This window comes from Bartonella sp. 220B (assembly GCF_026930205.1).
GTDB lineage: Bacteria > Pseudomonadota > Alphaproteobacteria > Rhizobiales > Rhizobiaceae > Bartonella.
The window spans coordinates 79082-104022 of sequence record NZ_JANHOI010000001.1; the positions used below are offsets into that span (position 1 = coordinate 79082).

Here is a 24941-nt window from a genome sequence, read left to right on the forward strand (position 1 = left end):
ATCGTTAAGGTGATTTTCGGCCTAGCGCTAATTTTTCTTCCTATTTAAGAAAAAAGGCATGAAGTTACCCAGTGTTAACACCAACCTAGCGCTTATGCCTTATTACAATTAAGGTATGTATCAGGAGTTCTTATGTCACAATACAATCCCACAACAGCGGATTTTGAAGCTCTTTTAACAGAATCTTTTCAAACCAATGATCTTAATGAAGGATCCGTTGTTAAAGGTCATGTCATCGCAATCGAAAAAGATATAGCCATTATTGATGCTGGACTTAAAGTCGAAGGACGTATTCCACTCAAAGAATTTGGAGCTAAAGGAAAAGATGGTTCCTTAAAAGTTGGCGATGAAGTTGAAGTTTACATTGAGCGCATTGAAAATGCCATGGGTGAAGCTGTTCTATCGCGTGAAAAAGCACGGCGCGAAGAAAGCTGGATTCGTTTAGAAGAAAAATTCAATGCTGGAGCACGCGTTGATGGCGTTATCTTTAGCCAAGTTAAAGGAGGATTTACAGTCGATCTCGATGGTGCTGTTGCTTTCTTGCCTCGCAGCCAAGTCGATATTCGACCCATTCGCGATGTTTCACCTTTCATGCACAATTCGCAATCCTTTGAAATTTTAAAAATGGATCGTCGTCGTGGCAATATTGTTGTTTCACGTCGTACTGTCTTAGAGGAAAGTCGTGCCGAGCAGCGTTCAGAAATCGTACAAAATCTTGAAGAAAACCAAATCGTTGAAGGTGTTGTTAAAAATATCACTGATTATGGTGCCTTTGTCGATCTTGGTGGAATTGATGGCCTCTTGCATGTTACAGATATGGCTTGGCGCCGTGTTAACCACCCATCTGAGGTGCTCACAATTGGACAAACTATTAAAGTGCAAATCATTCGTATCAATCAAGATACACACCGTATCTCTCTTGGTATGAAACAGCTTGAAAGTGATCCTTGGGAAACCATCAGCGCTCGATATCCTGTTGGTAAAAAAATTACTGGTGCTGTTACCAACATCACTGATTACGGTGGTTTTGTTGAAATAGAGCCCGGAATCGAAGGATTGATCCACGTTTCCGAAATGAGTTGGACAAAGAAAAATGTTCATCCAGGAAAACTTCTTTCCACATCGCAAGAAGTGGAAGTGGTGGTTCTGGAAATTGATCCTTCTAAACGACGTATTTCTCTTGGCTTAAAACAAACATTTGAAAATCCATGGATTGCTTTTGCCAACAAATTTCCTGTTAATTCACAAATTGAAGGAGAGGTCAAAAACAAAACAGAGTTTGGTCTCTTCATTGGGCTTGAAGGTGATGTTGACGGCATGGTTCATCTTTCCGATCTTGATTGGAATCGCCCTGGTGAGCAAGTCATTGATAATTACAATAAAGGTGATATCGTTAAAGCTGTCGTCCTGGACGTTGACGTTGAAAAAGAACGTATTTCTCTTGGAATTAAACAACTTTCCAATGATAAAGTTGGAGAAGCTGCTGCTGCTGGAGAACTTCGCAAAGGTGTTGTCGTAACATGTGAAGTGACTGCGGTTAATGACAATGACATTGGTGTGAAATTGATTGACCACAATCTTGAAACAACCATTCGTCGCGCTGACTTAGCTCGTGATCGTGATGAACAGCGCCCTGAACGTTTTTCAATTGGTCAAAGAATTGATGCGCGCATCACTGCATTTGATAAAAAAACACGTAAACTTTCAGTGTCTATCAAAGCTTTAGAAATTGCTGAGGAAAAAGAAGCTGTTGCACAATATGGTTCTACAGACTCAGGCGCTTCTCTTGGCGATATTCTCGGCGCAGCTTTGAAAAAACAAGAACAAGATTAATGTTCAATTGTTAACACAATGATTAAAATTAAGGTCGCTTTTCTTTCTAGCGGCCTTTTTTATTTTTTAAAGAAGTTGTCTGCTGATTTCTGCAATAATCTCTTCAAAAATTGTAAAGACTCTTAAAGAAAAATAAAAAATTTGTTTTTTCTATGAACTGCTCATTATTAAGATAAAGTGCTTACAGCCTCTTAAACATAAAGAAACCATGTAATTGAATAGCAATAGAAAATTATGGCACTTACAATCTCTTTCATGAAGTGGTTTTGTTCTCAACAAACTGAAACCCATTTTCTCACTCAAACCAATTTTCCCCTTCGTTCAACTTATAAATCACAGGATGAATTGTATAAATTAGGCCATGATATTGCCTCTCAAAAAGAAATCTTACTTCCTGAATATAAAGGAGAAAATAATTTTCATAGAAGGTTAAATGAAAATGCCAAACTTATTCTCCATGCCTTTCAGACCAGCGATATTGCTGCTTGGAATGATGAAACCATTTCTCCAGCTGCGCAATGGCTCATTGATAATCATTATACTATTGACAAAACGATACAACAACTGCGTCGTAATTTATCCAAGTCCTTCATCAAGCAACTTCCCGTTTATAAACAAAATACAGGCATACCACGTATCTTTGCTTTAACTTGGCTTTATATTGCTCATACAGATAGTGGATTTTCACAAAAAACACTCACGGCCATGATCAAAGGATTTCAAGAAATTTGTACCCTTAAAATTGGTGAATTATGGGCACTTCCTTCTGTCATGCAAATGTTGTTAATTGAAAATGTGTGTCGTCTTTCACAGCATATTGAAAAAACACGGTCTATGCGCCATCTTGCGCATAAAGTCGCTGATAAAATTTCTCTTGCAGACAATGAAACAAAATTACACACTCTTTTTACGCGCTATGAATCGTTCACTGCTGATCCAACCTTTTCAACGCATTTATTCTACCGTCTCCGTAGTGCATCTGTAGATACAACAACCGCATTAACTTGGCTTGAAAAGCAATTACAAAGCCGAGGTAGTAATTTAGAAATTGTGACAGCGGATGAACATACCCGCCAAGCAGCAAATGGTGTAACTATGGGCAATATTATCCGTGCCCTTAAAGCCATTGATGATGTTGATTGGACAGTATGGTTTGAAACTATCAGTTCTGTGGACTCCATTTTGCGTGAAAATAGTGATTTTTCCGAAATTGATTCTCGTTCACGCAATCTCTATCGACAAGTCATCGAAAAAATTGCACATCTTTCACCTCTTAGTGAACTAGAAGTTGCACGTAAAGCTGTAGAAATGGCACACTCTTCCTCTAAAGAATCTTCTCATCGTAGTCATTCCTCTGTTGGCTGGTATCTCGTTGATGATGGGCGTTACGCTTTTGAAAAAGCTTGTAGATACACGCCTCCTCTTTTCATAAAATGGGCACGAGCTTTCTCTTCTTTACGAATAAAAACTATTGCAATTCCTGTTTCTTTTTTAACCTTTGCTTTTTTGCTTACAACTTATTTTCTATTATCGACATCTAGCATAGCTCCATGGATGACTATTTTCTTTACCGCATTAGCGCTTTTTCCTGCTATGGATGCGGCCTTTGCCTTCTTCAACACTGTTGTTTCATGGATTATTCCATCAAAACAACTCATTGGTTATGAATATAAAGAGGGGATTCCTAAAAATGCACGCACAATGGTTGTCGTGCCTACTCTTATTTCATCCCATGAGTATATTGATGAGCAAGTGCGTAATCTTGAAGTACACTATCTTTCTAATCCGAAAGGTGCCATTCATTTTGCGCTCGTAACGGATTGGAGTGATGCTCCTTTCGAACAAACGCAAGATGATCTTGATCTTCTGCATTATGCACAAAAAAAAATTGATCAACTCAATCGTTGTTATCATCGTGATGATATCCCCATTTTTTTTCTTTTACACCGTCGGCGTCTTTATAATACCAGTGAAAAATGCTGGATGGGATGGGAGCGAAAGCGAGGAAAACTTTATGAACTTAATCTGTTATTAAGAGGCGATAAAAATACAAGCTTTTACCCTCCCAATCCACTTCTTCCCATGAATTGCCGTTTTGTTATGACGCTCGATTCAGACACACGTCTTACCCATGAAAGTGTGACAAAACTTGTTGGAAAACTTAACCATCCGCTCAACCAACCGATCTTTAATACACAAAATAAAAAAATTGTAAAAGGTTATAGCATTTTACAACCTCGTATGACACCTTCCCTTACAACAGGAAAAGAAACATCAATTCTGCAACGTATTTTTTCTACGAACCGTGGCCTTGACCCTTATGTCTTTGCCGTTTCTGATACTTATCAAGATCTTTTGGGAGAAGGAACTTTCATTGGTAAAGGCCTTTATAATCTTGATGCATTTCAACAGTCCCTTGAAGGAAAGATTAAAGAAAATACCGTTCTTAGTCACGATCTCTTAGAAGGAGGATATGCACGCACTGCATTGGTCAGTAATGTAGAAATGATCGAGGATTATCCAACAACCTACAATATTGATGTTATGCGTCATCATCGTTGGACTCGCGGTGATTGGCAACTGTTGCCTTATCTGTTTTCCCCCAAGAAAATCAGTTCCACAACACGTTGGAAAATGCAAGATAATCTGCGTCGTTCTCTCACACCACTTATGTGGATAATCGCTGCCTTCGCAGGGTGGTCTTTTTTACCATTAAAGAGTGCAATCATCTGGCAAATATTCCTGCTGTTTAGTCTCTTCGTCTCACCAATTTTAGGCGTATTACAAACTCTTGTTCCATCCACTATTGATTATTCTCTGCAAGGGTATTTTCAATTAATTTTGAACAAGATTGTCCTTACGGGTGCAAATATCTTTCTTAAACTTATATTTCTTGCCCATTCAGCTTATTTTATGACTGATGCCATCATCCGCGCACTCTATCGCATGACAATTTCAAAAAAACATCTTCTTGAATGGAAAACTTCTGCTGCAACAAAGACAATGCCCAACAGTTTAGGCTTTTATATCCTTACAATGTGGACTGCATCGCTTATTGGTATTCTTGCCATAACATTACCTTTCTTTTTTAAGAGTTCCTCAAGCTTTATTGCTTTGCCTTTTGGACTTGCATGGTTCTTTTCACCCTTAATTGCGTGGTTTGTTAGCCAACCTTCAGAATTTCAAAACACCCTTGATATCTCTTCCGAAGACAAAAAAACACTACGATCTATTGCACGACGGACATGGCTTTATTATGCAACCTTCGTCAATGCACAAAGCAATTACTTACCACCTGATAATTTTCAAGAAGATCCTGAACCTCTTATTGCGCATCGTACATCTCCTACGAATATTGGAGTTTATCTTCTTTCCACTATTGCTGCACGTGATTTTGGCTGGATTAGCTTTGAAGAAACTCTTACCCGTGTTGAATATACATTAAACTCTCTTGCAAAAATGGAAAAATTCCGTGGACACCTCTACAATTGGTACGCAACGGATACACTCACCCCTCTCTTGCCAACTTATATATCAACAGTTGATTCAGGAAATCTCGCCGGTCATTTGGTGACACTCTCTTCAGCCTTAAGAGAATGGGCTGAAAAACCTTATGTCTTTTTCCAAAGTGATCGAATGGGCCTCTGGGATGTCTATGCTATTCTCGAAGAAACTGTAAAAGAAATTCCTAATAATCAATCCAACGCATATTCCTTACGCCAGCGAATCGAAGAGCATATCTCTAACTTTCATCGCTCCATGTGCGCTTTTATAGAAACATCAGAGACAGCCTCTTTCTCTATCACAAACCTTTTACTTAACGCCCGCAATATTGAACACTTAATAGAGGAATTTCATCAAAAAACGCAAACTGTAGAATCTGCCCGCGCACAATGTTGGGCTCAACGCCTCGTAGAAACATGCCAAGCACATCATCATGATAACAACCGGATTCATGATACCAAAAAAATACGTCAAAAATTAGATACTTTAGCTACAAAAGCACGACAAATAGCCTTTAATATGGAATTTGATTTTCTAGAACAGCCTGAACGGCAACTCTTGTCCATTGGTTATCGTGTTCAGGAAAACAAACTTGATGAAGGCTGTTATGACCTTTTGGCTTCAGAAGCACGCCTCTCGAGCTTTTTTGCTATCGCAAAAGGCGATATAAAATACAAACATTGGTTTCATCTTGGTCGATTGCTCATCCCAATTGGTGGGAAAGGTGCGTTATTATCGTGGTCTGGCTCCATGTTCGAATATCTAATGCCATCTCTTATTATGCATGAACCTAAAGGTTCAATCCTCAATCAAACAAATAGATTAATTGTTCGTCATCAAATACAATATGGTCATGCAAAAAAATTGCCATGGGGCATTTCAGAAGCCGCATTTAATGCACGCGATCATTTAATGAATTATCAATATGCTAGCTTTGGGGACCCAACCCTTGGACTCAAACGTGGTTTATCACGTAACGCAGTTATTGCTCCTTATGCAAGCCTTTTAGCAGCACAATATATGCCAACCCATGCCGTAAAAAATTTAAAACAACTTCGTAATCTTGGCGCTTTAGGAGCATATGGTTATTACGATTCTGTCGATTTTACGCCTTCACGTGTTCAAAAGGGAGAAAAATACGCCATTGTACGTAACTATTATGCACATCATCATGGTATGTCAATTCTTGCTATCAACAATGTCATTTTCGAAGGACGTATGCGTAATCGTTTTCATCATGACACAGTCATTGAAGCAACACAATTGTTATTACATGAAAGAGCGCCACATCAAATTCCCATTATTCACACAAAAGTTGCCAATCCCACTCGCAATAACGCCCAGGAATTTGATAATACCTCTACCCGTATCATTACGAACCCACTTCTTAAACCACGTGCAACTTTACTTTTATCTAATGGCGTTTATTCTACAATGTTGACAGCCAATGGTTCAGGCTACAGCCGTTGGCATGATTATACGATTACGCGCTTTATTCCTGATGCTACAGAAGATCAACAGGGACTTTTATTTTTTCTACGTGATATGCATAGTGGACGTTGGTGGTCTGTTACAGGTGAGCCAACACGCGTTGCTGAAGAAGAAGCAATTAGCATTTTCACCGATGAAAAAGCTGACTATATGAAAATGGTTGATGGCATAAAATCAACACTCGAATGTCTCGTTACATCTGAAAGCAATGGTGAAGGACGGCGTCTCCAACTTATAAATATGACCAACAAAGACCGCTTCATTGAAGTTACCTCCTATGGTGAATTAGCGCTCGCAACTATCGACACAGACTGCGCCCATCCTGTTTTTTCACATATGTTTATAGAAACAGAAATCGCTGAAGACAGAAGAACAATTTTTGCCAAAAGACGCAAACGCTCTCCTAGTGATCCTGAAATCCATATTGCCCATTTTGTGAGTGATATTATGAATAGTATCCAAGAAACAGAAGCTGAAACAGACCGTTCTCTGTTTATTGGTCGAGGTAGATCCATTCATCGACCTGCTGCATTTGATCAAAATGCTCGTTTTAGCAACAGTCAAGGCTGCGTACTTGATCCAATCATCTCACTTCGCTGCCGTGTAAAAATTCCGGCACATGAAAAAGTCGAACTCATTTTTTGGACTTTTGCTGCTCATGAAAAAGAAACTTTGCACAATCATATTAAACATTATCGACAGCCCAATATATTCCAACAAGAATTTTCAATGGCATGGACACGTTCACAGGTCTCGCTCTATCAACGTGATATAAACCTTAAAGAAGCTCTTACTTATCAAAAATATGCAACACCGCTTATTTATCCAGATCATACATGGCGCTTTCCCCCTGAAATACTAGCAAAAACTCTTGGAAAACAATCTGATCTTTGGCCAATGTCCATTTCAGGAGATATCCCTATCTGCCTTTTAAGATTAGATAATGAAATGGATATAACTGTCCTTCGCGAACTCCTTAAAGCACATGAATATTGGCGTATACGTGGTCTCATTGTTGACCTTGTTATTTTAAATGAGCAAGCCTTTTCCTATATACAAGATACGCAACGCGCTATTGAATGGGTATGCGAATCCTACCGCCATCACACGCATAACATGGATGAACGCCAACATATTTTTACTCTTCGGCGTGATCAAATGAATGAACAAAGTTTCAAAACACTTCTTGCATCAGCCCGTATCATCCTTCATGCGCAAAATGGATCTTTGTCTGAACAGCTTAAACGTATGGAAAATATTGACTCTGATCTAGCAACACGTAACAGTAATCAAGAATTTGATAGTAAATTCAATGACAGCAAATATGATAAAAAAAAGCAAATAGCGACACCAACTAAACCCAATCTCTTTACTTCGATTGGTCTTATTGGCCAACAAAAAGCCTCACCTCTTGCTATAAATGGCAAAGATCTAAAATATTGGAATGGTTACGGTGGCTTTAATCATGACAATCATTATGTTATCCGTCTTCATGGACACACAACGACACCACACCCGTGGATTAATGTCATTGCTAACCACGGCTTTGGATTTCATGTCTCTGCTGAAGGTGCACTCTTTACCTGGGCTAACAATAGTCGTGATTACCAATTAACGCCTTGGGCAAATGATCCTGTTTCTAACCGTCCAGGAGAAGCCCTTTATCTGGTAGATCGCCTAACTTTAAAACGTTTCTCACCCGTTTCTGCCGTTGAATGTGATAAAAATGTTGTTTATGAAGCCTGTCATGGTTTTGGATTCTCAACATTTAAATCTACACATTCAGAAATTGTATTAGAGCTTACTCATACTCTCGATCAAGAAAAACCTGTTCGCTTTTCACGTCTCATTCTGAAAAATGAAGGGAAAAAGTTGCGCAGTTTACGCCTCTATAATTATGTTGAATGGGTTTTAGGTAATATCCGCACAAAATATGCACCTTTTATCTTTCCTTCTTATGATGCCCAACGTGGTGCACATTTTATTCAAAATCCTTATCACATCGAAAAATCTCAACAAGTGACATTTTTATCAGCATCGCAAATGCCAACCAGCACCACCACCAATCGGAGTGAATTTATTGGTTCCACAGGAACTGTTATACATCCACATGCTATCCGAAAAGCTGGTGCCCTTTCAAATAGGGTTGAAGCAGGAAGTGATCCTTGCTCGGCATTCGCTTATGATATTGATCTTTTACCAGGAGAAACAAAAGAAATAATCTTTTATCTTGGCAGTGCAGAAAACAGGCAAGAAGCTGAAAAATTATTAGACCACGTGCGTACAAGTGATTTTGCAACCCTCTTAACACAGCAAAAACAACAATGGAGTGATTTTGTTTCTGCTTTCCAAGTGAAAACACCTGATCCTTCTTTTGATATTATGGTCAATCACTGGCTTCCTTATCAAATTTATGTATGCCGTATGATGGCGCGTACAGCTTTTTATCAAGCAAGTGGTGCTTTTGGCTTCCGTGATCAATTGCAAGACAGCTTGTCCTTGTTATTATTAAAACCACAACTCGCGCGTGAACAACTGTTAAATGCCGCAGCGCATCAATTTCTCGAAGGGGACGTACAACATTGGTGGTTGCCTGATACCAATGCTGGTGTTCGTACACGCATTTCTGATGATATCGTCTGGCTTGCATATGGAACAGCTCTTTATGTCAATACGACTGGTGAATATGAATTTCTTGATACCCTCATTGCTTTCATTGAAGGCGCCGCTTTGAATATCGAACAACATGATGCTTATTTTCAGCCTACACAATCTTCAAAGGTCGCAACGCTTTATGAACATTGTGCTTTCGCTTTAGATCTTGCCATCGAACGCTGTGGACAACATGGGCTCCCACTTATCCTAGGCGGTGATTGGAATGATGGTATGAATTTGGTAGGAATTAAAGGAAAAGGGGAAAGCACTTGGCTCGGTTGGTTTCTTGGCACCACATTACAAGCATTCATCACCATTGCCAAAAACCGTGGTGACAGCAGCCATATACAGGCATGGGGTGCATATCTTGAACGTTTAAAAAAATCTCTAGAAAAAAACGGTTGGGATGGTGCTTGGTATCGACGTGGTTACTTTGATGATGGAACTCCTCTTGGTTCCCAAATAAATGATGAATGCCAAATTGATACTATTGCTCAATCTTGGGCTGTTATTTCTCAAATGGCACCACTTAAGCGCCAAAAACAAGCAATGGCATCAATGCTTGAACATCTATGGGATGAAAAAAGTGGCCTCATACGTCTTTTCTGGCCACCTTTTGATAAAAGTACTCTCGAACCCGGTTATATAAAAGGTTATCCTCCAGGGATTCGAGAAAATGGCGGTCAATACACGCATGGTGCCATTTGGAGCATTTTGGCGCTTGCGCAAATGGGAGAAAGCGATAAAGCTTATAGTTTATTTTCTATGATAAACCCTATTACCCACGGGCAAAATCCTACTATTTATCGTGTTGAACCTTATGTTATGGCTGCAGATATTTACGCCGTTGAACCACGCCGAGGACAAGGCGGGTGGACATGGTATACAGGCTCAGCAGGCTGGTTTTATCATGCCGCAACACAAGCCATTCTTGGCATTAATCGTCAAGGCAATTTATTGTTCTTAAAACCAAATTTACCCTCCTCTTGGCCTGAATATGAAGTAAAAATGAAATTTTATGATGCTGTTTATAACATTAAAGTGAAATGGGGATCTGAAAATAAACTTAGTGTTGATGGTAAAAAATATACCAAAGTTCATGCAGGAATACAGTTACAAAAAACGGGAAAACACGAAATTATACGTACCATTAAATCTTAATAACAGAAAATAAAAGTTTTTTTATTCTTGCCCAAAATCTTAGAGTTGTTATAGTTTCTGCCGTCCCTATATTGATTACATTGGTGCATAGTAATTTTGCATTCACAAAACTGAAAGAAAAAGGGTTATGAATCACCCAGATATTGCGAGACGTGTTTATAACCATACTTGGAAACTTGATCCTATTATTCGTTCACTTCTGGATACGGATTTTTATAAACTTCTTATGGTGCAGATGATTTGGGGACTTTATCCCAATGTAAATGTTACTTTCTCCCTCATAAACCGTACCAAAACAATCCGTCTTGCTGATGATATTGATGAGGGCGAATTGCGTGCCCAACTTGATCATACCCTTAGTTTGCGCTTTACGAAAAAAGAAATGATCTGGCTTGCTGGTAATACATTTTATGGACGTAAACAAATTTTTGAGCCAGATTTTCTCCATTGGCTTGAAAATTTTCAACTCCCAGAATATGAACTAGCCCGTAAAGATGGCCAATATATTCTCCATTTTCATGGCCCTTGGGCCTATAGTTCTATGTGGGAAATTCCTGCCCTTGCTATCATTAGCGAATTGCGTTCACGTGCTGCTATGAAAAACTTAGATCGTTTTGCGCTTGATGTACTTTATGCACGTGCTAAAGCAAAAATGTGGAGTAAAGTTGAACGTCTCAAAAAATTGCCTGATATCAAAATATCCGACTTTGGCACAAGGCGTCGCCATTCTTTCTTATGGCAACGATGGTGTGTTGAAGCATTAAAGGAAGGAATTGGCGATTCTTTTACCGGAACTTCCAATGTTCTTCTTGCCATGGATACAGATTTAGAAGCTCTTGGTACCAATGCACATGAATTGCCCATGGTTATTGCTGCTCTTGCCAATAATGATAACGAATTGCGTCAAGCTCCTTATAAAGTTCTCCAAGATTGGAACCGTTATTATGGTGGAAATCTTCTCATTGTTTTACCTGATACCTTTGGTACAGAAGCATTTTTACGCAATGCACCAGATTGGGTAGCTGATTGGACAGGTTTCAGACCTGACAGTGCTCCCCCCATTGAAGGTGGCGAACGTATTATCCAATGGTGGAAAGAAAAAGGGAAAAATCCACATGAAAAATTATTAATTTTTTCTGATGCACTTGATGTCAATACAATTGAAAAAACCTACCATCATTTCCATGGAAAAGTTCGTATGAGTTTTGGATGGGGAACAGACCTTACGAATGATTTTGTAGGATGTGCACCCCAAGAAATTGCCAATTTTGATGCTCTTTCCCTTGTTTGTAAAGTCACACATGCCAATGGACAGCCAGCCGTAAAACTCTCCGATAATCCTGAAAAAACCATCGGTGATCCGCAAGAAACACAACGTTATCTCGATTTCTTCGGGAATGAAAAACGTGTTGCTAGACCCGTAAAGACTTAATCACAAACCCATTTGTATGAAATAAAAGATAAGCAACTACAAAATCAATTACCGATGGATTAAAAGGATGCAATTTCTCTCAGATTAACAAAAAAATATATCTTTCTAGAAATATCATCCACTCTTGCTTGTGAAAGCAATATTCTTCTTAAGCAGTACAGGTTAACATCTTAAGCTAATGGCTGAATCTGAGCAATAAAAACTATAATTTATTCATTGACAATTATAACCAAAACGTGCATTTGCTGTGACCATAATGTGTATTTGCCTTAATTTCATAGCAAACGCATTTGTAAATTTATTTTTTATTGGGAAATTTATTTCATGAAACATATTATTTTAGCTGCGGCTTTTTTTTCTATCTTTTCTTCAGTATTATCTCCAATAATGGCTAGTGCAGCGCCGATGGGGAAAGGCTGTGGGAGGCCGATAGTGGACAAACTTGTAGAGCGAGGTAAACTAAAAAGTAATATTCAAGAGTACGAGAAAACTCTTCTTTCAAACGTTATTGTTCCTGAGATGAAAAGCTTCTTTCGTAAAACATACGACAAATTTCAAGTTACGGTGTTCACTTATCCCATTCTTCGCTCTTTGGGGTTCAAGAGTAATTGTGCCCCGGTTAACGCGCATCTAAGGAATATTGATTACCTATATTTTTCATGCTCTGTTGATTGAAAGTAGTAAAGAAAAATAGAGGCTCTTGATAAAGAAAGCATCTCGTGTTGCACGAGATGCTTAGTTTCATGGGGTTACGCATAGGTGTAGTAATAGCAACATGCAAAACAGTAAACTATCATTATAAATCAATATGTTGTTGCTCATTAAAGTGGCTTTATGAACATTAGGATGACAGTTCAGCATTTTCTCTACTCATAAAATTGTCTTCACGAACATATTATTCTCTCTTATAAACTGTTCTAAAGAAGCTCATTGTCTTCTTCTTGATATAGAGATGTTACTTTTAAATTTTGAGGAAAATCTTGATCAAGGGCTCTCACAAACTCGTCAAAGATAGGCTTCTAAAGCCTTTTTCTCCATTATGAAGAGGGACGTGTCACAATATAAACAGCAATAAACAGTAATACAGCAGCAACAAACAAAGCAAGCCACAAAACAGGGCGTGCTATTACTAGAAAAGATAAAAAACCACCCGCCATACTTACCACTGCAATAACTTTAACAAATTTGGAAATAGCTCCCTTTTCTTCCCATTGCTTAATAGGTGGACCGAAAACACGGTGATTATGCAACCAACAATGAAAACGTGGAGATGAACGAGCAAAACACCATGAAGCAACTAATAAAAAAGGCACTGTTGGCATAATAGGTAATACTATACCGATAACACCTAATACAATCATAACCCATCCCACCATAGAAGTGAAAATACGCAAAGGGTGCGATATCTTAAAATTTTTTTTCATCTTTTAGCACTATTTCCCTCTATGAAAGACCCTTGTATCTCTTTTCTTGTTTTTCACGTGCTTTAGTGCATAACGGCTATAGCCTTTATTCGCCATACACCTTTATTCGTAAGCGTCTTTTCTGTGATACCCTCTTTGAAACACAAAACAGCCTACGCAATATGATGTTCATTTCAAATTTTTCAAGAAATCAAAAGAAATTTTTAGAAAAGCTAAAAATAAAAAGGCTGCAGAATAAATCAATGCAGCCTTTTAATTACAAATGCAGTACTTGGGGGGAGAATATATACTGCACTCATCTGCTAGACATTAGGAGGAAAATGACCTAGCACCTCGGCTTCTAGTGAAAACAAGCATGAGACACAACATACAAAAATGCATGACTGCTATGCACATATTTTATCGCCTTTAAATTTCCCGAATGGCACTTCTACGAAAGAAAAGTGACATAAAAATAGCGATAAAAATGAGTGTTAAAATCAACACAATTGTGGAAGCAGAATCAGAACCAATAAATAAGCTTAGATAAATTCCTAAAAAACCAGAAAAAGCTGCAACAAATATAGCAATCACCAACATAAAAGAAAACCGCTTCGTGATAAGATAAGCAATTGCTCCTGGTGCTATCAATAAAGAAATAACGAGAACAATACCAACAGCTTTCAAAGCTGCGACAATGGTGAGAGAAATCATCGTTAAAAGAGTATAATGGAGTACCGATATCCGTAACCCCGTTGCACGACCTTGAACTGAATCAAAAATATACAGCATAAAATCACGCCATTTTGCTCCTAAAATAAAGGTGACAATAGTAGAAATTATCGCTGTCTGTGTAATATCAAGCCAGTTAACTCCCAAAAGATTACCAAATAGAATATGATTCAAATCTAAGCTACTATAAATAGCCGTTGCTAAGACAAGCCCCAAACCAAACATCGATGAAAAAACAACACCCATCACCGTGTCCTGTTTGATACGGCTATTGCTCCCTAAAAAACCCGTCAGGATAGAGCAAACCATCCCCGCGACAAAAGCACCACACGTAATTAAAGTCATTGTAACATTTTCTGGACGCACATGCTGAAACCAAGCAAACGGTAAAGAAGACAAAAATGCTATCACCCACGGCGTTGTCATATAACCAATCACAACACCTGGAAAAACAGCATGCGAAATTGCATCTCCCAAAAGGGCCCACCCTTTTAAAATAAGAAAACACGAAAGCATCGCCATAGGAATAGAAAGGATCGTGACAATAATCATGCCCTTAAGCATAAAAGAAAACTGAAAAGGAAGTAGTAATTGATCAATCATGATAACATCACACCTTTTTTTGCCGCTTTTATACGTAAGCGCGCAGCAATATACCCATGTTTAGGAGCAAAAATAAAAGCCATCATAAACAGAAATGCTTGGAACAGAACAACAACACCACCTGTTTGTGCATTCAAAAAATAACTCACATAAACACCTAATATGCTTGTGAATGTTCCAATCATAACTGCAATAATCAAAACGTTCACAAAACGATCACTTAAAAGATAAGCTGTTGCCCCAGGCGTCACAACAAGACAAATGACCAAGAATGCTCCAACTGTTTGCATGGCAGCAACGGTACAAGCGGCAAGAAGTGTGAAAAAAAGAATCTTTAAAAATTTTACGTTTAATCCAATAGCACGTGCGTGCGTTTCATCGAATAAAGAAACCAGGAGATCTTTCCATTTCAAAAGCAATATAAACAAAGAAAAAAAACCAATAAAAGCCAATTGTACAATATCTGATGAACTGACTGCTAAAATATTTCCCAAAACAATTGTATCAATATTAACCGCCATTGGTTTTAATGATTTGAGAAATAACCCAAAAGCAAAAAAGGAAGAAAAAATAAGACCAATAATGGTATCTTCTTTCAGTTTTGTCCGGTGATTAAAAAAAAGCATCGCTGCAGCCGCAAGCCCCCCAGAAAAAAAAGCTCCAAGCGAAAAAGGTAACCCTAAAAGATAAGCTCCTGCTACACCAGGAACAATGGAATGGGAAAGTGCATCGCCAATCAATGACCAACCTTTTAACATCAGAAAAGCAGAAAGAAAGGCGCAAACACACCCAACTAACCCCGAAACCCACATCGCATTAACCATATATTGGTAGCTCAGTGGTTCAAGTAACCAAGAAATCATGCCACATGTCCCATATTTTTAGTATTCTCAGGAAAGAGAGGTTGTTTGCTCCTTGCAAAGACATCATTTTTTTTTGTGCTTTGAAGATCAAAAATATGATGATGTAAAGCACCTCCAAAAGTTTTCTCAAGATTTTCTTTTGTAAAGACGGTTTCCGTTAACCCTGAAGCCAAAACCGTTCCCTTTATTAAAACCGTATGATCACAAAACTCACGAACAGAACCCAAATTATGGGTAGAAACTAATATCACTGCTCCTTCTTTACGGAGGTCTTGTAACAAAGCAATAATTTTATCTTCTGTTGTGACATCAACCCCTGTAAATGGCTCATCCAATAAAATAGCTTTTGCCTGCTGTGCAAGAGCGCGTGCTAGAAAAACACGCTTTTTCTGTCCACCAGAAAGTTCGCCAATTTGACGCTTGGCAAATGCCAACATATCGACGCGTTCTAATGCAACACGAACAGCTTCATAATCTCGCGCCCGTGCATAACGAAAGAAATTCATGTGTCCATATCGTCCCATCAAAACAACATCTTCAACGAGAACAGGAAAATTCCAATCAACATCCTCACTCTGGGGAACATAAGCAATAAGATTTTTTTTCAAAGCCATATCAACAGGCAAACCAAACATGCGAATTTTCCCTTTTGATGGTCGCACAAAACCCATGATAGCTTTAAATAATGTTGACTTACCTGATCCATTAACACCAACCAATGCCGTAATGGAACCCGTTGGACTCGCAAAATTTACTTCACGCAAAGCTGTATGCCCATTACGGTAAGTTACTGTTACCCCTTGAGCAAATATTCCAGATCCTGTCATTGGCCTTGTACTCCATCTAATAAGGCTTTGCTAATCCGCCCGCTTGTGACACGCAATAAATCAATATAGGTTGGTACTTCACCGTTTTTCTCACTTAAAGAATCAACATAAAGAACACCGCCATATTTAGCCCCTGTTTCTCTCGCAACCTGTTTAGCTGGCGCAGGAGAAATAGTGCTTTCAGAAAAAACTGCATGAATATTGTATTTGCGAACCATATCAATAACATGCTTGACCTGCTGTGGTGTTCCTTGCTGGTCAGCGTTAATGGGCCACAAATAAAGTTCTTTCAGATTAAAATCACGCGCCAAATAGCTAAATGCCCCCTCACTGGTCACAAGCCAACGCTTGTCTTGTGGTACTGCTTCTAATTCCGCCTTAATTGGATCAATTGTTGCGCGTATCTTTTGTTTATAAATTTCAGCATTTTCTCGATAAATAGCAGCATGTTCAGGATCGTATTTTACAAAAGCATCACGAATATTATCAACGTAAATCAAAGCTGAGGTTGGTGACATCCATGCATGAGGATTGGGCTTACCACTGAAAGGCCCCTCACCAATTTTTATTGGTACCACCCCTTCAGAAACAACAACACTTGGAACATCCTTAATATTTTGAAAAAATTTCTCAAACCAAAGTTCCAACTCTAACCCATTCCACAATATAAGATTTGCTCCTTGTGCACGCATAAGATCGCGAGGTGTCGGTTGATATTCGTGAATTTCAGCACCTGGTTTGGTGATTGATTCAACGTCAGCGGCATCACCTGCTACATTTCGTGCCATGTCAGCAATAATTGTAAATGTTGTAACAGCTTTAAATTTACCAGCACACAAAGCAAAATGAGGTGTGAAAAAAATAACACTTCCCCAAATTATGGTAAAAAACACCTTTACGTTCATTGACCCTCTCTCTCGTTTACTGTTGTTTTCTTATTGCTAATGATTTGCATTATTATTTAGCAGTAACAGTTATTTTTTATATTTGCAATGAAAGATTCTGTAAAAATAACTTTTTAAGATATCTACAAACATGCTTTCTTGTCTTGAAGAAGGCTGATAATTAAAAAAACTTTTGATACAGACAACCTGTCTTTTAGAGACTCTAAAAATCTTGAATGCCAAAAAAATAAAGGAGCACCCAAAAGCGCTCCTTCTTTATAAAGTAATTCGATAAAAAGAGATTCAACAACGCAGGCTTGCGTTCGTCGCTTTAGTGACACTTTCCACCACTTTTAAAGTAAGTTCTTCTATATCTTCATCCGTGAGAGTTTGTTCAATAGGTTGAAGAGCAATTTCTATTGCTACGGATTTTTTACCTTCACCAAGACTTGAATCTTCAAAAACATCAAAAACTTGTACTGAATGAATAAGTTTTTTATCCGCTCCACTTGCAGCACGTATAATAAGAGAGGAAGCAACAGTTTTATCAACCACAAACGCAAAATCACGTCGTACCATTTGAAAAGGCGATAATTTTAAAGGAGAACGGCTTTTTGTGGACTTTTTCTTTGACGCCGGAATTCGATCAAGAAAAACTTCAAAACCACATAAAGGACCGCTAACATCTAACTTTTCCAATGTAGCAGGATGAAAAACACCAAAAAAGCCAAGAACAATCTTTGATCCAAGCTTCATAACCCCTGAACGACCAGGATGATACCAATCGGGTGCTCCAACCTCAATCTGCACCTTATCAATATCCATACCACATGCTTCCAAAACAGCCAATGCATCTGCTTTCGCATCAAAAACATCAACGGCTTTTGCATTCCCATTCCAAAAGCGCCCTGCTCCTTCAAATCGTTCTGTTCCACGGCGAATCCCACCAGCAACACGTTGTTGTTTATCAGCTGTATCATCTTCGTAGATGCTGGAAACTTCAAACAAAGCAAGATCAGGGAAACCACGATCAGCATTTCGTTGTGCCGCCATCAGCAAACCAGGTAAAAGAGAAGGACGCATTACGGACATATCAGCAGAAATAGGATTGACTAATTTAAGCTGTGCTTGACCGCCTCCAAAAGCAAGTGCTTGTTTTTCAGAAATAAACGACCAAGTTACAGCCTCTTTCATACCGCGATGTATCAAAGCCAACCGCGTAACACGGGAACGAAGCTGCGAATCCGTTAAAAGTTGATTTTTTTCCTCTGTAAAATTTTCCAATGGAATGGGCTTAATTTTATCTAGCCCATAAATCCTCATAACCTCTTCTACTAAATCCGCTTTACCAGCAATATCGGGGCGCCATGTTGGTACTTTAACTTTTACGACATCTCCTTCCCCTTCGATATCAAATCCAAGCTGTGTCAAAATAGTGATGGCTTGTGCACGGTCTATTTGCAAATGTGTCAAGCGTTTAATTTCAGAAAAAGGAAAGGCGATCTGTTTGATTTCTGGCTGCTGATAACCAACAATTTTTGCCTTTGAAACTTCACCACCACAAAGACGTAAGACCAGTTCTGTTGCAATCTCAAGTCCTTTTTCCATAAAAGCCGGATCAACACCACGCTCAAACCGATAGCGTGCATCACTGATAAGCCCTAATGCACGACCTGTCTGTGCAATACTCTTTGAATCCCAAAGTGCCGATTCAATAATAACGCGACGTGTTGTCTCATCACAGCTTGTTCTTTCACCCCCCATGATACCGGCAATAGAAACAACACCCTCTTCATCTGCAATGACACAATCATTAATACCCAAATTATAGATTTTTCCGTTAAGCGCCTGAAGTTGTTCACCTTCACGACCACGACGCACATTCAAATTGCCTTTAATCTTATCCGCATCAAAAACATGAAGCGGACGACCAAGATCAAAACTTATATAATTAGTCATATCAACCAGCGCATTAATTGGTCTCAAACCAATTGCACTCAAACGCCGCTGCATCCATTGCGGCGATGCGCCATTTTGAACATTGCGCACTTCACGCCAAGCAAAACCTAAACATAACAATGAATCTTGCAAAAAATCTAAAGAAACATCAAGTGGTGTTTCAAAAGACGCATCAAATTGTGGTAAGGATAATTCTTTTAACTGCCCAATTCCAGCTGCTGCAAGATCACGCGCAATGCCTCGAATACCTGTGCAATCAGAACGATTAGGTGTCAAACTAATATCAATGATCGGATCATCTAACCCTGCATAAGCTGCAAAAGACGTTCCAATAGGTGCATCTTCTGGAAGTTCAATAATGCCATCATGTTCACTTGATAATTCAAGCTCCGCTTGTGAACACATCATCCCAAAACTTTCAATCCCGCGAATTTTCCCCACAGATAACGTCATATCAAGCCCAGGCACATAAGTACCTGGCAATGCAAGAACCCCAATAAGCCCAGCGCGCGCATTTGGTGCACCGCAAATAACTTGCACAGGCGTAACAGTTCCCATATCTACAGTCAAAATTTGGAGTTTATCTGCATCAGGATGTTTTATTGCTGTTAAAACTTTTGCAATCACAAAACCTTTTAAAGAAGAACGGTCATCCACATGATCAACCTCAAGACCAATAGCCGTTAGTTTATCACAAATTTCGTCCAAAGACGCATCTGTTTCTAAATGATCTTTTACCCACGATAATGTAAATTTCATTTTAAAACCTCACGTGAAAACTGTGATAAGATCACACTTTGTCTAAGCTTGGAAAAAAGCAGGCATATCAAAACAGCGAAAACCATAATGGTCTAACCAACGCAGATCAGCATCAAAGAAAGCCCGTAAATCGGGCATACCATACTTCAACATAGCAATGCGATCAATGCCCATTCCCCACGCAAAGCCCTGATACTCATCGGGATCTAAACCTACATTTTTCAATACATGAGGATGCACCATTCCACATCCTAAGATTTCCAACCAATCCTCTCCTTCCCCAAAGCGTACTTCTGAACCAGAACGATCACACTGAATATCCACTTCCATAGAAGGCTCGGTAAAAGGAAAAAAAGAAGGACGAAAACGCATCTTCACCGAAGGAACTTCAAAAAAGGCTTTGCAAAAAGTCTCATGAAGCCACATCATATGCGCTATGGTAGAGGTTTTATCAATCACAAGACCTTCTACCTGATGAAACATTGGTGAATGCGTTGCATCCGAATCCATACGATAGGTTTTTCCCGGAATAATGATACGTATTGGTGCTTTTTGTTTTTCCATTGTACGAATTTGTACAGGGGATGTGTGGGTACGTAATAATTTCCGCTCTCCCGTTTTATCAGCATCAAAAAAGAAGGTATCATGCATTTCGCGCGCTGGATGACCTTCCGGAAAATTCAATGCCGTAAAATTATAATAATCTGTTTCAATATCTGGTCCTTCTGCAAGTGAAAAACCCATCTTCGTATAAATGGCTATAATTTCTTCAATCACCTGCGAAATAGGATGAATACGTCCCCGTTCTATAGGCGACGAACGTACCGGCAAAGTAATATCAACCGTTTCACTAGAAAGGCGCGCATCCATTGCTTGACGTTTCAAAAGATCACGCTTTTGCGCCCATAATTCTAAAACGCGATTTTTTAATCCATTAAGAACTGGCCCAACTTTATGGCGCTCGCTAGCATCCATCTTTCCTAATGCTTTTAATCTTTCAGAGATGCTGCCTTTTTTGCCTAACGCCGCAACACGCACTGTTTCAAGTGCCTGTTCATCATTAGCTGCTTCTAAAGCTAAACAAATTTCTTGTTCCAGACGCTCAATATCGCTCATATCTTTGCCTATTTTTGTGAATAGAAAAAAACCCGTACCAGTAACAACCAGTACGGGAACCCGAATAAATAAATGCTTTAAGAGAACACGACTGGCTTATTTGACAGCGCCCTCAAAAGCATTAGGTGTTGTGTCCTTTAAATATTCCAAAGCCTTCTTGGCGGAAGCAACTAAAGCAGAAAATGCTGCTGCTTCGTGAACTGCTATATCTGAAAGAACCTTACGATCAATTTCTATACCCGCTTTCGATAAACCATCAATAAAACGCCCATAAGTTAAGCCTTCTGCGCGAACAGCTGCGTTAATTCTCTGAATCCACAAAGCACGGAAAGTCCGTTTTCTATTTTTGCGATCACGATACGCGTACTGCTTAGAACGATCAACCGCTGCCTTAGCCGCACGAATGGTATTCTTACGACGCCCGTAAAAACCTTCAGCCTGTTTAAGAACTTTTTTGTGTTTCGCGTGCGCTGTCACACCTCTTTTTACACGTGCCATGTAATACTCTCCTAAAAATCAAAAGCGTAAGGTTTATAAACTATTTGGCAAATAACACTGAACAACTTTTTTAGCATCTTGTTCGCATAAAACCATCGTTCCGCGCGCATCGCGAATAAACTTATTCGAACGTTTAATCATGCCATGGCGTTTACCTGCTGCTGCTACTTTAACTTTACCTGACGCAGTGATTTTAAACCGCTTCTTAGCGGATGATTTGGTCTTCATCTTGGGCATTTCGCTACTCCATACATTTATTTATTCAATTGAATTTATTCTTAATTCATTCAAGTCGATTTATCTATTCAAGCGGACCAACACTTGAACGAGCCTTTAAGCAGCCACGGCATGCCCTGCCGGGCGGCTTCAACAGCGTTTTCATAAGCTAGTATAAATAAAATAGCAAGAGCATATCAAAAAAAAATCGGGGCACCGTTTCCTTGAACCTCAACCAAAGGTGCTGGAATGGCATTTGTTTTGATTGCAGCTTTACACAGATCTGCAATAATGCATTGCGTACAGTGTACTTTACGCGCTTGACAAATGTAACGCCCATGTAAAATAAGCCAATGATGTGCATGATGTAAATAACGCATCGGTATAATCTTTAACAATTTTTCTTCGACAATCTCTGGAGTTTTGCCGGGCGCTAAACCAAGACGGTTGCTAAGACGAAAAATATGTGTATCTACCGCTAGTGTAGGCTGACCAAAAGCAACATTCAAAACGACATTCGCCGTTTTTCGTCCCACTCCAGGAAGAGCAATAAGGGCTTCACGACTGTTAGGCACTTGACCACCATATTGGTCAATTAAAAAATTGCAAAGCGCATAAACATTGCGTGCTTTTGCGCGCCAAAGACCAATTGAACGGATATGATGTGCTATTTCTTCTTCTCCTAATGCAACCATTTTTTCCGGTTGATCGGCAAGCCGAAATAACTCTTTTGTCGCTTTATTAACACTCATATCTGTCGCTTGAGCAGAAAGAACAACTGCAACCAAAAGTGTAAAAGCATTGGTGTAGATAAGATCACTCTTAGGAAACGGGCGCTGAACAGAAAAACGGCGAAAAATCTCTTCAATTTCATCTTCCACATACAATATTCCAGAAATTTTGGAAGATTTTTGCATTTTTGACAATGTACTCGTTCTTTGAATCATTGAACTCTCTTATCTTCTCTCTTGAAGTTATCGTCTATGCTTGCCATATGAGAGGAATGCAGCAAACACTTTTTATAAAGTTTGGTCAAGTAAAGCCGCTTTGAAGAGGACCTTCACAATGACACATGTGACGCCTTTCTCCAATCCCTTTCTTTTAGGATTTGAAACGATAGAAAAAACATTGCAACATATTGGTAAAGCTGACGAAGCCTATCCAGCCTATAACATTGAACGTTTACACAAAAACGATGACGCAAATCATATACGTATAACTTTGGCTGTTGCTGGATTTAAAGTCGACAATCTCACTATTACGCTCGACGACAATCAACTGATCATTCATGGTAAGCGAACAGACAATCAAAACCATCAATATTTATATCACGGTATAGCGGCACGTCAATTCCAACGTACTTTTGTTCTTGCAGAGGGAATGCACGTTACAAATGCCGAGTTGAAAAATGGTCTCTTATCAATTAATCTACATCAACCAAAAGTAAAAAAACAAACACGGCAGATTCCAATTAAAGTCAGTAGTAATGAGTCGTAAAAACAAGGCGTAAAGGAATAATAAAATGGGAGAACACAAACAAAACTCATCGTTACAAAATATCGCCCATTTTGATGCGAAACAGATTGCTTATTTGAAAAAGGTTTGCACAGATGATCTGGCTAAAAATTTTCCAGATCTTCCACCGATGACACCTGGAATTACAATATGGGCTCTCTTTGGTGAAACAGGTTATCCCATCATTTTGTCTGACGAACGCTCTATCGCTCTTGCAGGGGCTAATGAGCATGAACTCCAAATTGTAACTCTACACTAATCTATTTTATGAAAAGCAACTGAGCATCTTTATAGACCCTTTCAGTATTACCCGATAAGATATGGTTATAAGTTTTTTGTAAATAAGATAAGTTTTTCTGTAAATAAATTGAAAGAAAATCTTTTTAATTTTACAGAGTGTCACTCTTTTCAATCAGAAAATATGGGGGTGCTTAGCTTTACGCTATTCCAAGACTACCATTTTTAAAAGCAGTGATCTGTATTTTTGTTCTTCACAAAAATACAGTTGTGTAGATCTCTTCTAATCAATACCCTTTGAGATATCCAGTTCTCTGGCTTTTATTGTAGACTTTTTACCTCTTGATCCCACATCTTTTTTTAACAAAAATCTTGATGAAAATATCCTATACATGATCTTCTCAGATGCATTACAAAAAACTCCGTGGAACTCTCGTGGGATTTTTTTTGTTGCCTCGGTACCTTAAAAAAAATCATACCCTCTTATAAAAATTCTGCATTCGCATCCATTTAAAACCAATCCAATCTTTTGAGTCAGAATACCCCTTTCTAACGCCAACCACATGTCCTTAATTGCTGTTCATACTTTCTGGACAAATTTTCCATACGCTGTGCTACCTGCGCAAGTGCCTCAGAGACATAACCTCCACTGCGTGCATAAGCACCATGCCCTATATGATAATTTAAATAAAGGCTATAGGCATCATTAACTCTTACACCATTGCGTTGAACAGTTTGGCGATGATACCAAGCAACAAAATCAGCAGCATCTGCAAAATTGGTACGCCGCGCATAAGGTCTTCCTGCGGAACGCAAATACATTGCCCATGTACTATCAAGTGCTTGGGAATAGCCATATGCTGTCGATCGGCGCTTCCATGGAATAAAACCAAGAAGTTTTGTACGCGCAGGGCGTGCATTGTGACGAAAATTTGATTCCATATTAATAGTTGCAAGAATGATAGGCATCGGAATCCCATAGCGCATTTCTGCGCGTTTAGAAGCCTTTCCCCAATTATCAAAAAAACCATTTTTTTGAGCTAAAACGGCGCAAGCATTGTTTGTGTACAGGGGATGACTTGTTGTGCATCCCTCCAGCAAGAACACCAATGCTCCTAACAACAAAAGGTGTCGCATCTTTTCTATTCCTCTCATTGGGAAATAAAACACGCTATAGGTAGCAAAAAAATATTACCAACAAATAAAGAACGCTTTATTATAATATAACATATTGATTTATAATGATAATTTAT

17 protein-coding genes are annotated in these 24941 nt (G+C 38.9%); 6 read left to right on the plus strand and 11 right to left on the minus strand.

What is annotated here, in order from left to right:
* Positions 1-132: 132 nt before the first annotated feature.
* From rpsA to NPX99_RS00295, 4 genes are all read left to right on the plus strand, one after another.
* Positions 133-1833 carry a 30S ribosomal protein S1 gene (gene rpsA, locus NPX99_RS00280; protein WP_269029769.1) on the plus strand — a complete coding sequence of 567 codons (1701 nt, stop codon included), beginning with the start codon at positions 133-135 and terminating at the stop codon, positions 1831-1833.
* Positions 1834-2067: 234 nt separating this feature from the next.
* Positions 2068-10644: a GH36-type glycosyl hydrolase domain-containing protein gene (locus NPX99_RS00285; protein ID WP_269029770.1), complete on the plus strand. Its 8577-nt coding sequence runs from the start codon at positions 2068-2070 to the stop codon at positions 10642-10644.
* A 127-nt stretch (positions 10645-10771) separates the two neighbouring features.
* Positions 10772-12076: a nicotinate phosphoribosyltransferase gene (gene pncB / locus NPX99_RS00290; protein WP_269029771.1), complete on the plus strand. Its 1305-nt coding sequence runs from the start codon at positions 10772-10774 to the stop codon at positions 12074-12076.
* A 324-nt stretch (positions 12077-12400) separates the two neighbouring features.
* Entirely contained in the window at positions 12401-12751 is a 351-nt protein-coding gene (locus NPX99_RS00295; protein WP_269029772.1) for a hypothetical protein, read from the plus strand.
* A gap of 362 nt (positions 12752-13113) precedes the next feature.
* On the opposite strand, the gene NPX99_RS00300 is transcribed toward NPX99_RS00295, so the two are convergent.
* The 10 genes from NPX99_RS00300 to nth form a co-directional block, all read right to left on the minus strand.
* The gene (locus tag NPX99_RS00300) at positions 13114-13500 is read right to left on the minus strand and encodes a YbaN family protein (RefSeq protein WP_269029773.1); all 387 of its coding nucleotides are present in this window, start codon (positions 13498-13500) and stop codon (positions 13114-13116) included.
* Positions 13501-13908: 408 nt separating this feature from the next.
* Complete coding sequence (locus tag NPX99_RS00305) at positions 13909-14814, minus strand: metal ABC transporter permease (RefSeq protein WP_269029774.1); 906 nt, start codon at positions 14812-14814, stop codon at positions 13909-13911.
* Entirely contained in the window at positions 14811-15677 is an 867-nt protein-coding gene (locus NPX99_RS00310; RefSeq protein WP_269029775.1) for a metal ABC transporter permease, read from the minus strand. Before NPX99_RS00310 ends, NPX99_RS00305 begins: the two co-directional genes overlap by 4 nt.
* Positions 15674-16504: a manganese/iron ABC transporter ATP-binding protein gene (locus NPX99_RS00315; protein WP_269029776.1), complete on the minus strand. Its 831-nt coding sequence runs from the start codon at positions 16502-16504 to the stop codon at positions 15674-15676. The genes NPX99_RS00310 and NPX99_RS00315 overlap by 4 nt, the downstream gene beginning before the upstream one ends.
* A complete protein-coding gene (locus NPX99_RS00320; RefSeq protein WP_269029777.1) occupies positions 16501-17409 on the minus strand; it encodes a metal ABC transporter substrate-binding protein in 909 nt (302 codons plus the stop codon). Before NPX99_RS00320 ends, NPX99_RS00315 begins: the two co-directional genes overlap by 4 nt.
* Before the next feature lie 282 nt (positions 17410-17691).
* Positions 17692-20106 carry a phenylalanine--tRNA ligase subunit beta gene (gene pheT, locus NPX99_RS00325; protein WP_269029778.1) on the minus strand — a complete coding sequence of 805 codons (2415 nt, stop codon included), beginning with the start codon at positions 20104-20106 and terminating at the stop codon, positions 17692-17694.
* Positions 20107-20148: 42 nt separating this feature from the next.
* Positions 20149-21222, minus strand: a complete 1074-nt coding sequence (gene pheS / locus NPX99_RS00330) for a phenylalanine--tRNA ligase subunit alpha (protein WP_269029779.1) — start codon at positions 21220-21222, stop codon at positions 20149-20151.
* Between the two features lie 96 nt (positions 21223-21318).
* Positions 21319-21720: a 50S ribosomal protein L20 gene (gene rplT / locus NPX99_RS00335; RefSeq protein WP_004862306.1), complete on the minus strand. Its 402-nt coding sequence runs from the start codon at positions 21718-21720 to the stop codon at positions 21319-21321.
* A 33-nt stretch (positions 21721-21753) separates the two neighbouring features.
* The gene (gene rpmI / locus NPX99_RS00340) at positions 21754-21957 is read right to left on the minus strand and encodes a 50S ribosomal protein L35 (RefSeq protein ID WP_004862308.1); all 204 of its coding nucleotides are present in this window, start codon (positions 21955-21957) and stop codon (positions 21754-21756) included.
* 176 nt (positions 21958-22133) lie between these two features.
* On the minus strand, positions 22134-22883 hold the full coding sequence (gene nth / locus NPX99_RS00345) for an endonuclease III (protein WP_269029780.1): 750 nt from the start codon (positions 22881-22883) through the stop codon (positions 22134-22136).
* A 118-nt stretch (positions 22884-23001) separates the two neighbouring features.
* Here nth and NPX99_RS00350 point away from each other — a divergent pair, with 118 nt between their 5' ends.
* Positions 23002-23433, plus strand: coding sequence for an Hsp20 family protein (locus NPX99_RS00350; RefSeq protein WP_269029781.1), 432 nt, complete (start codon positions 23002-23004; stop codon positions 23431-23433).
* A gap of 25 nt (positions 23434-23458) precedes the next feature.
* Positions 23459-23710 (plus strand): DUF1150 family protein, encoded by a 252-nt coding sequence (locus tag NPX99_RS00355; RefSeq protein ID WP_269029782.1) that lies wholly within the window; start codon positions 23459-23461, stop codon positions 23708-23710.
* A gap of 527 nt (positions 23711-24237) precedes the next feature.
* Here NPX99_RS00355 and NPX99_RS00360 read toward each other — a convergent pair.
* Entirely contained in the window at positions 24238-24825 is a 588-nt protein-coding gene (locus tag NPX99_RS00360) for a transglycosylase SLT domain-containing protein (RefSeq protein ID WP_269029783.1), read from the minus strand.
* Between the last annotated feature and the right edge of the window lie 116 nt (positions 24826-24941).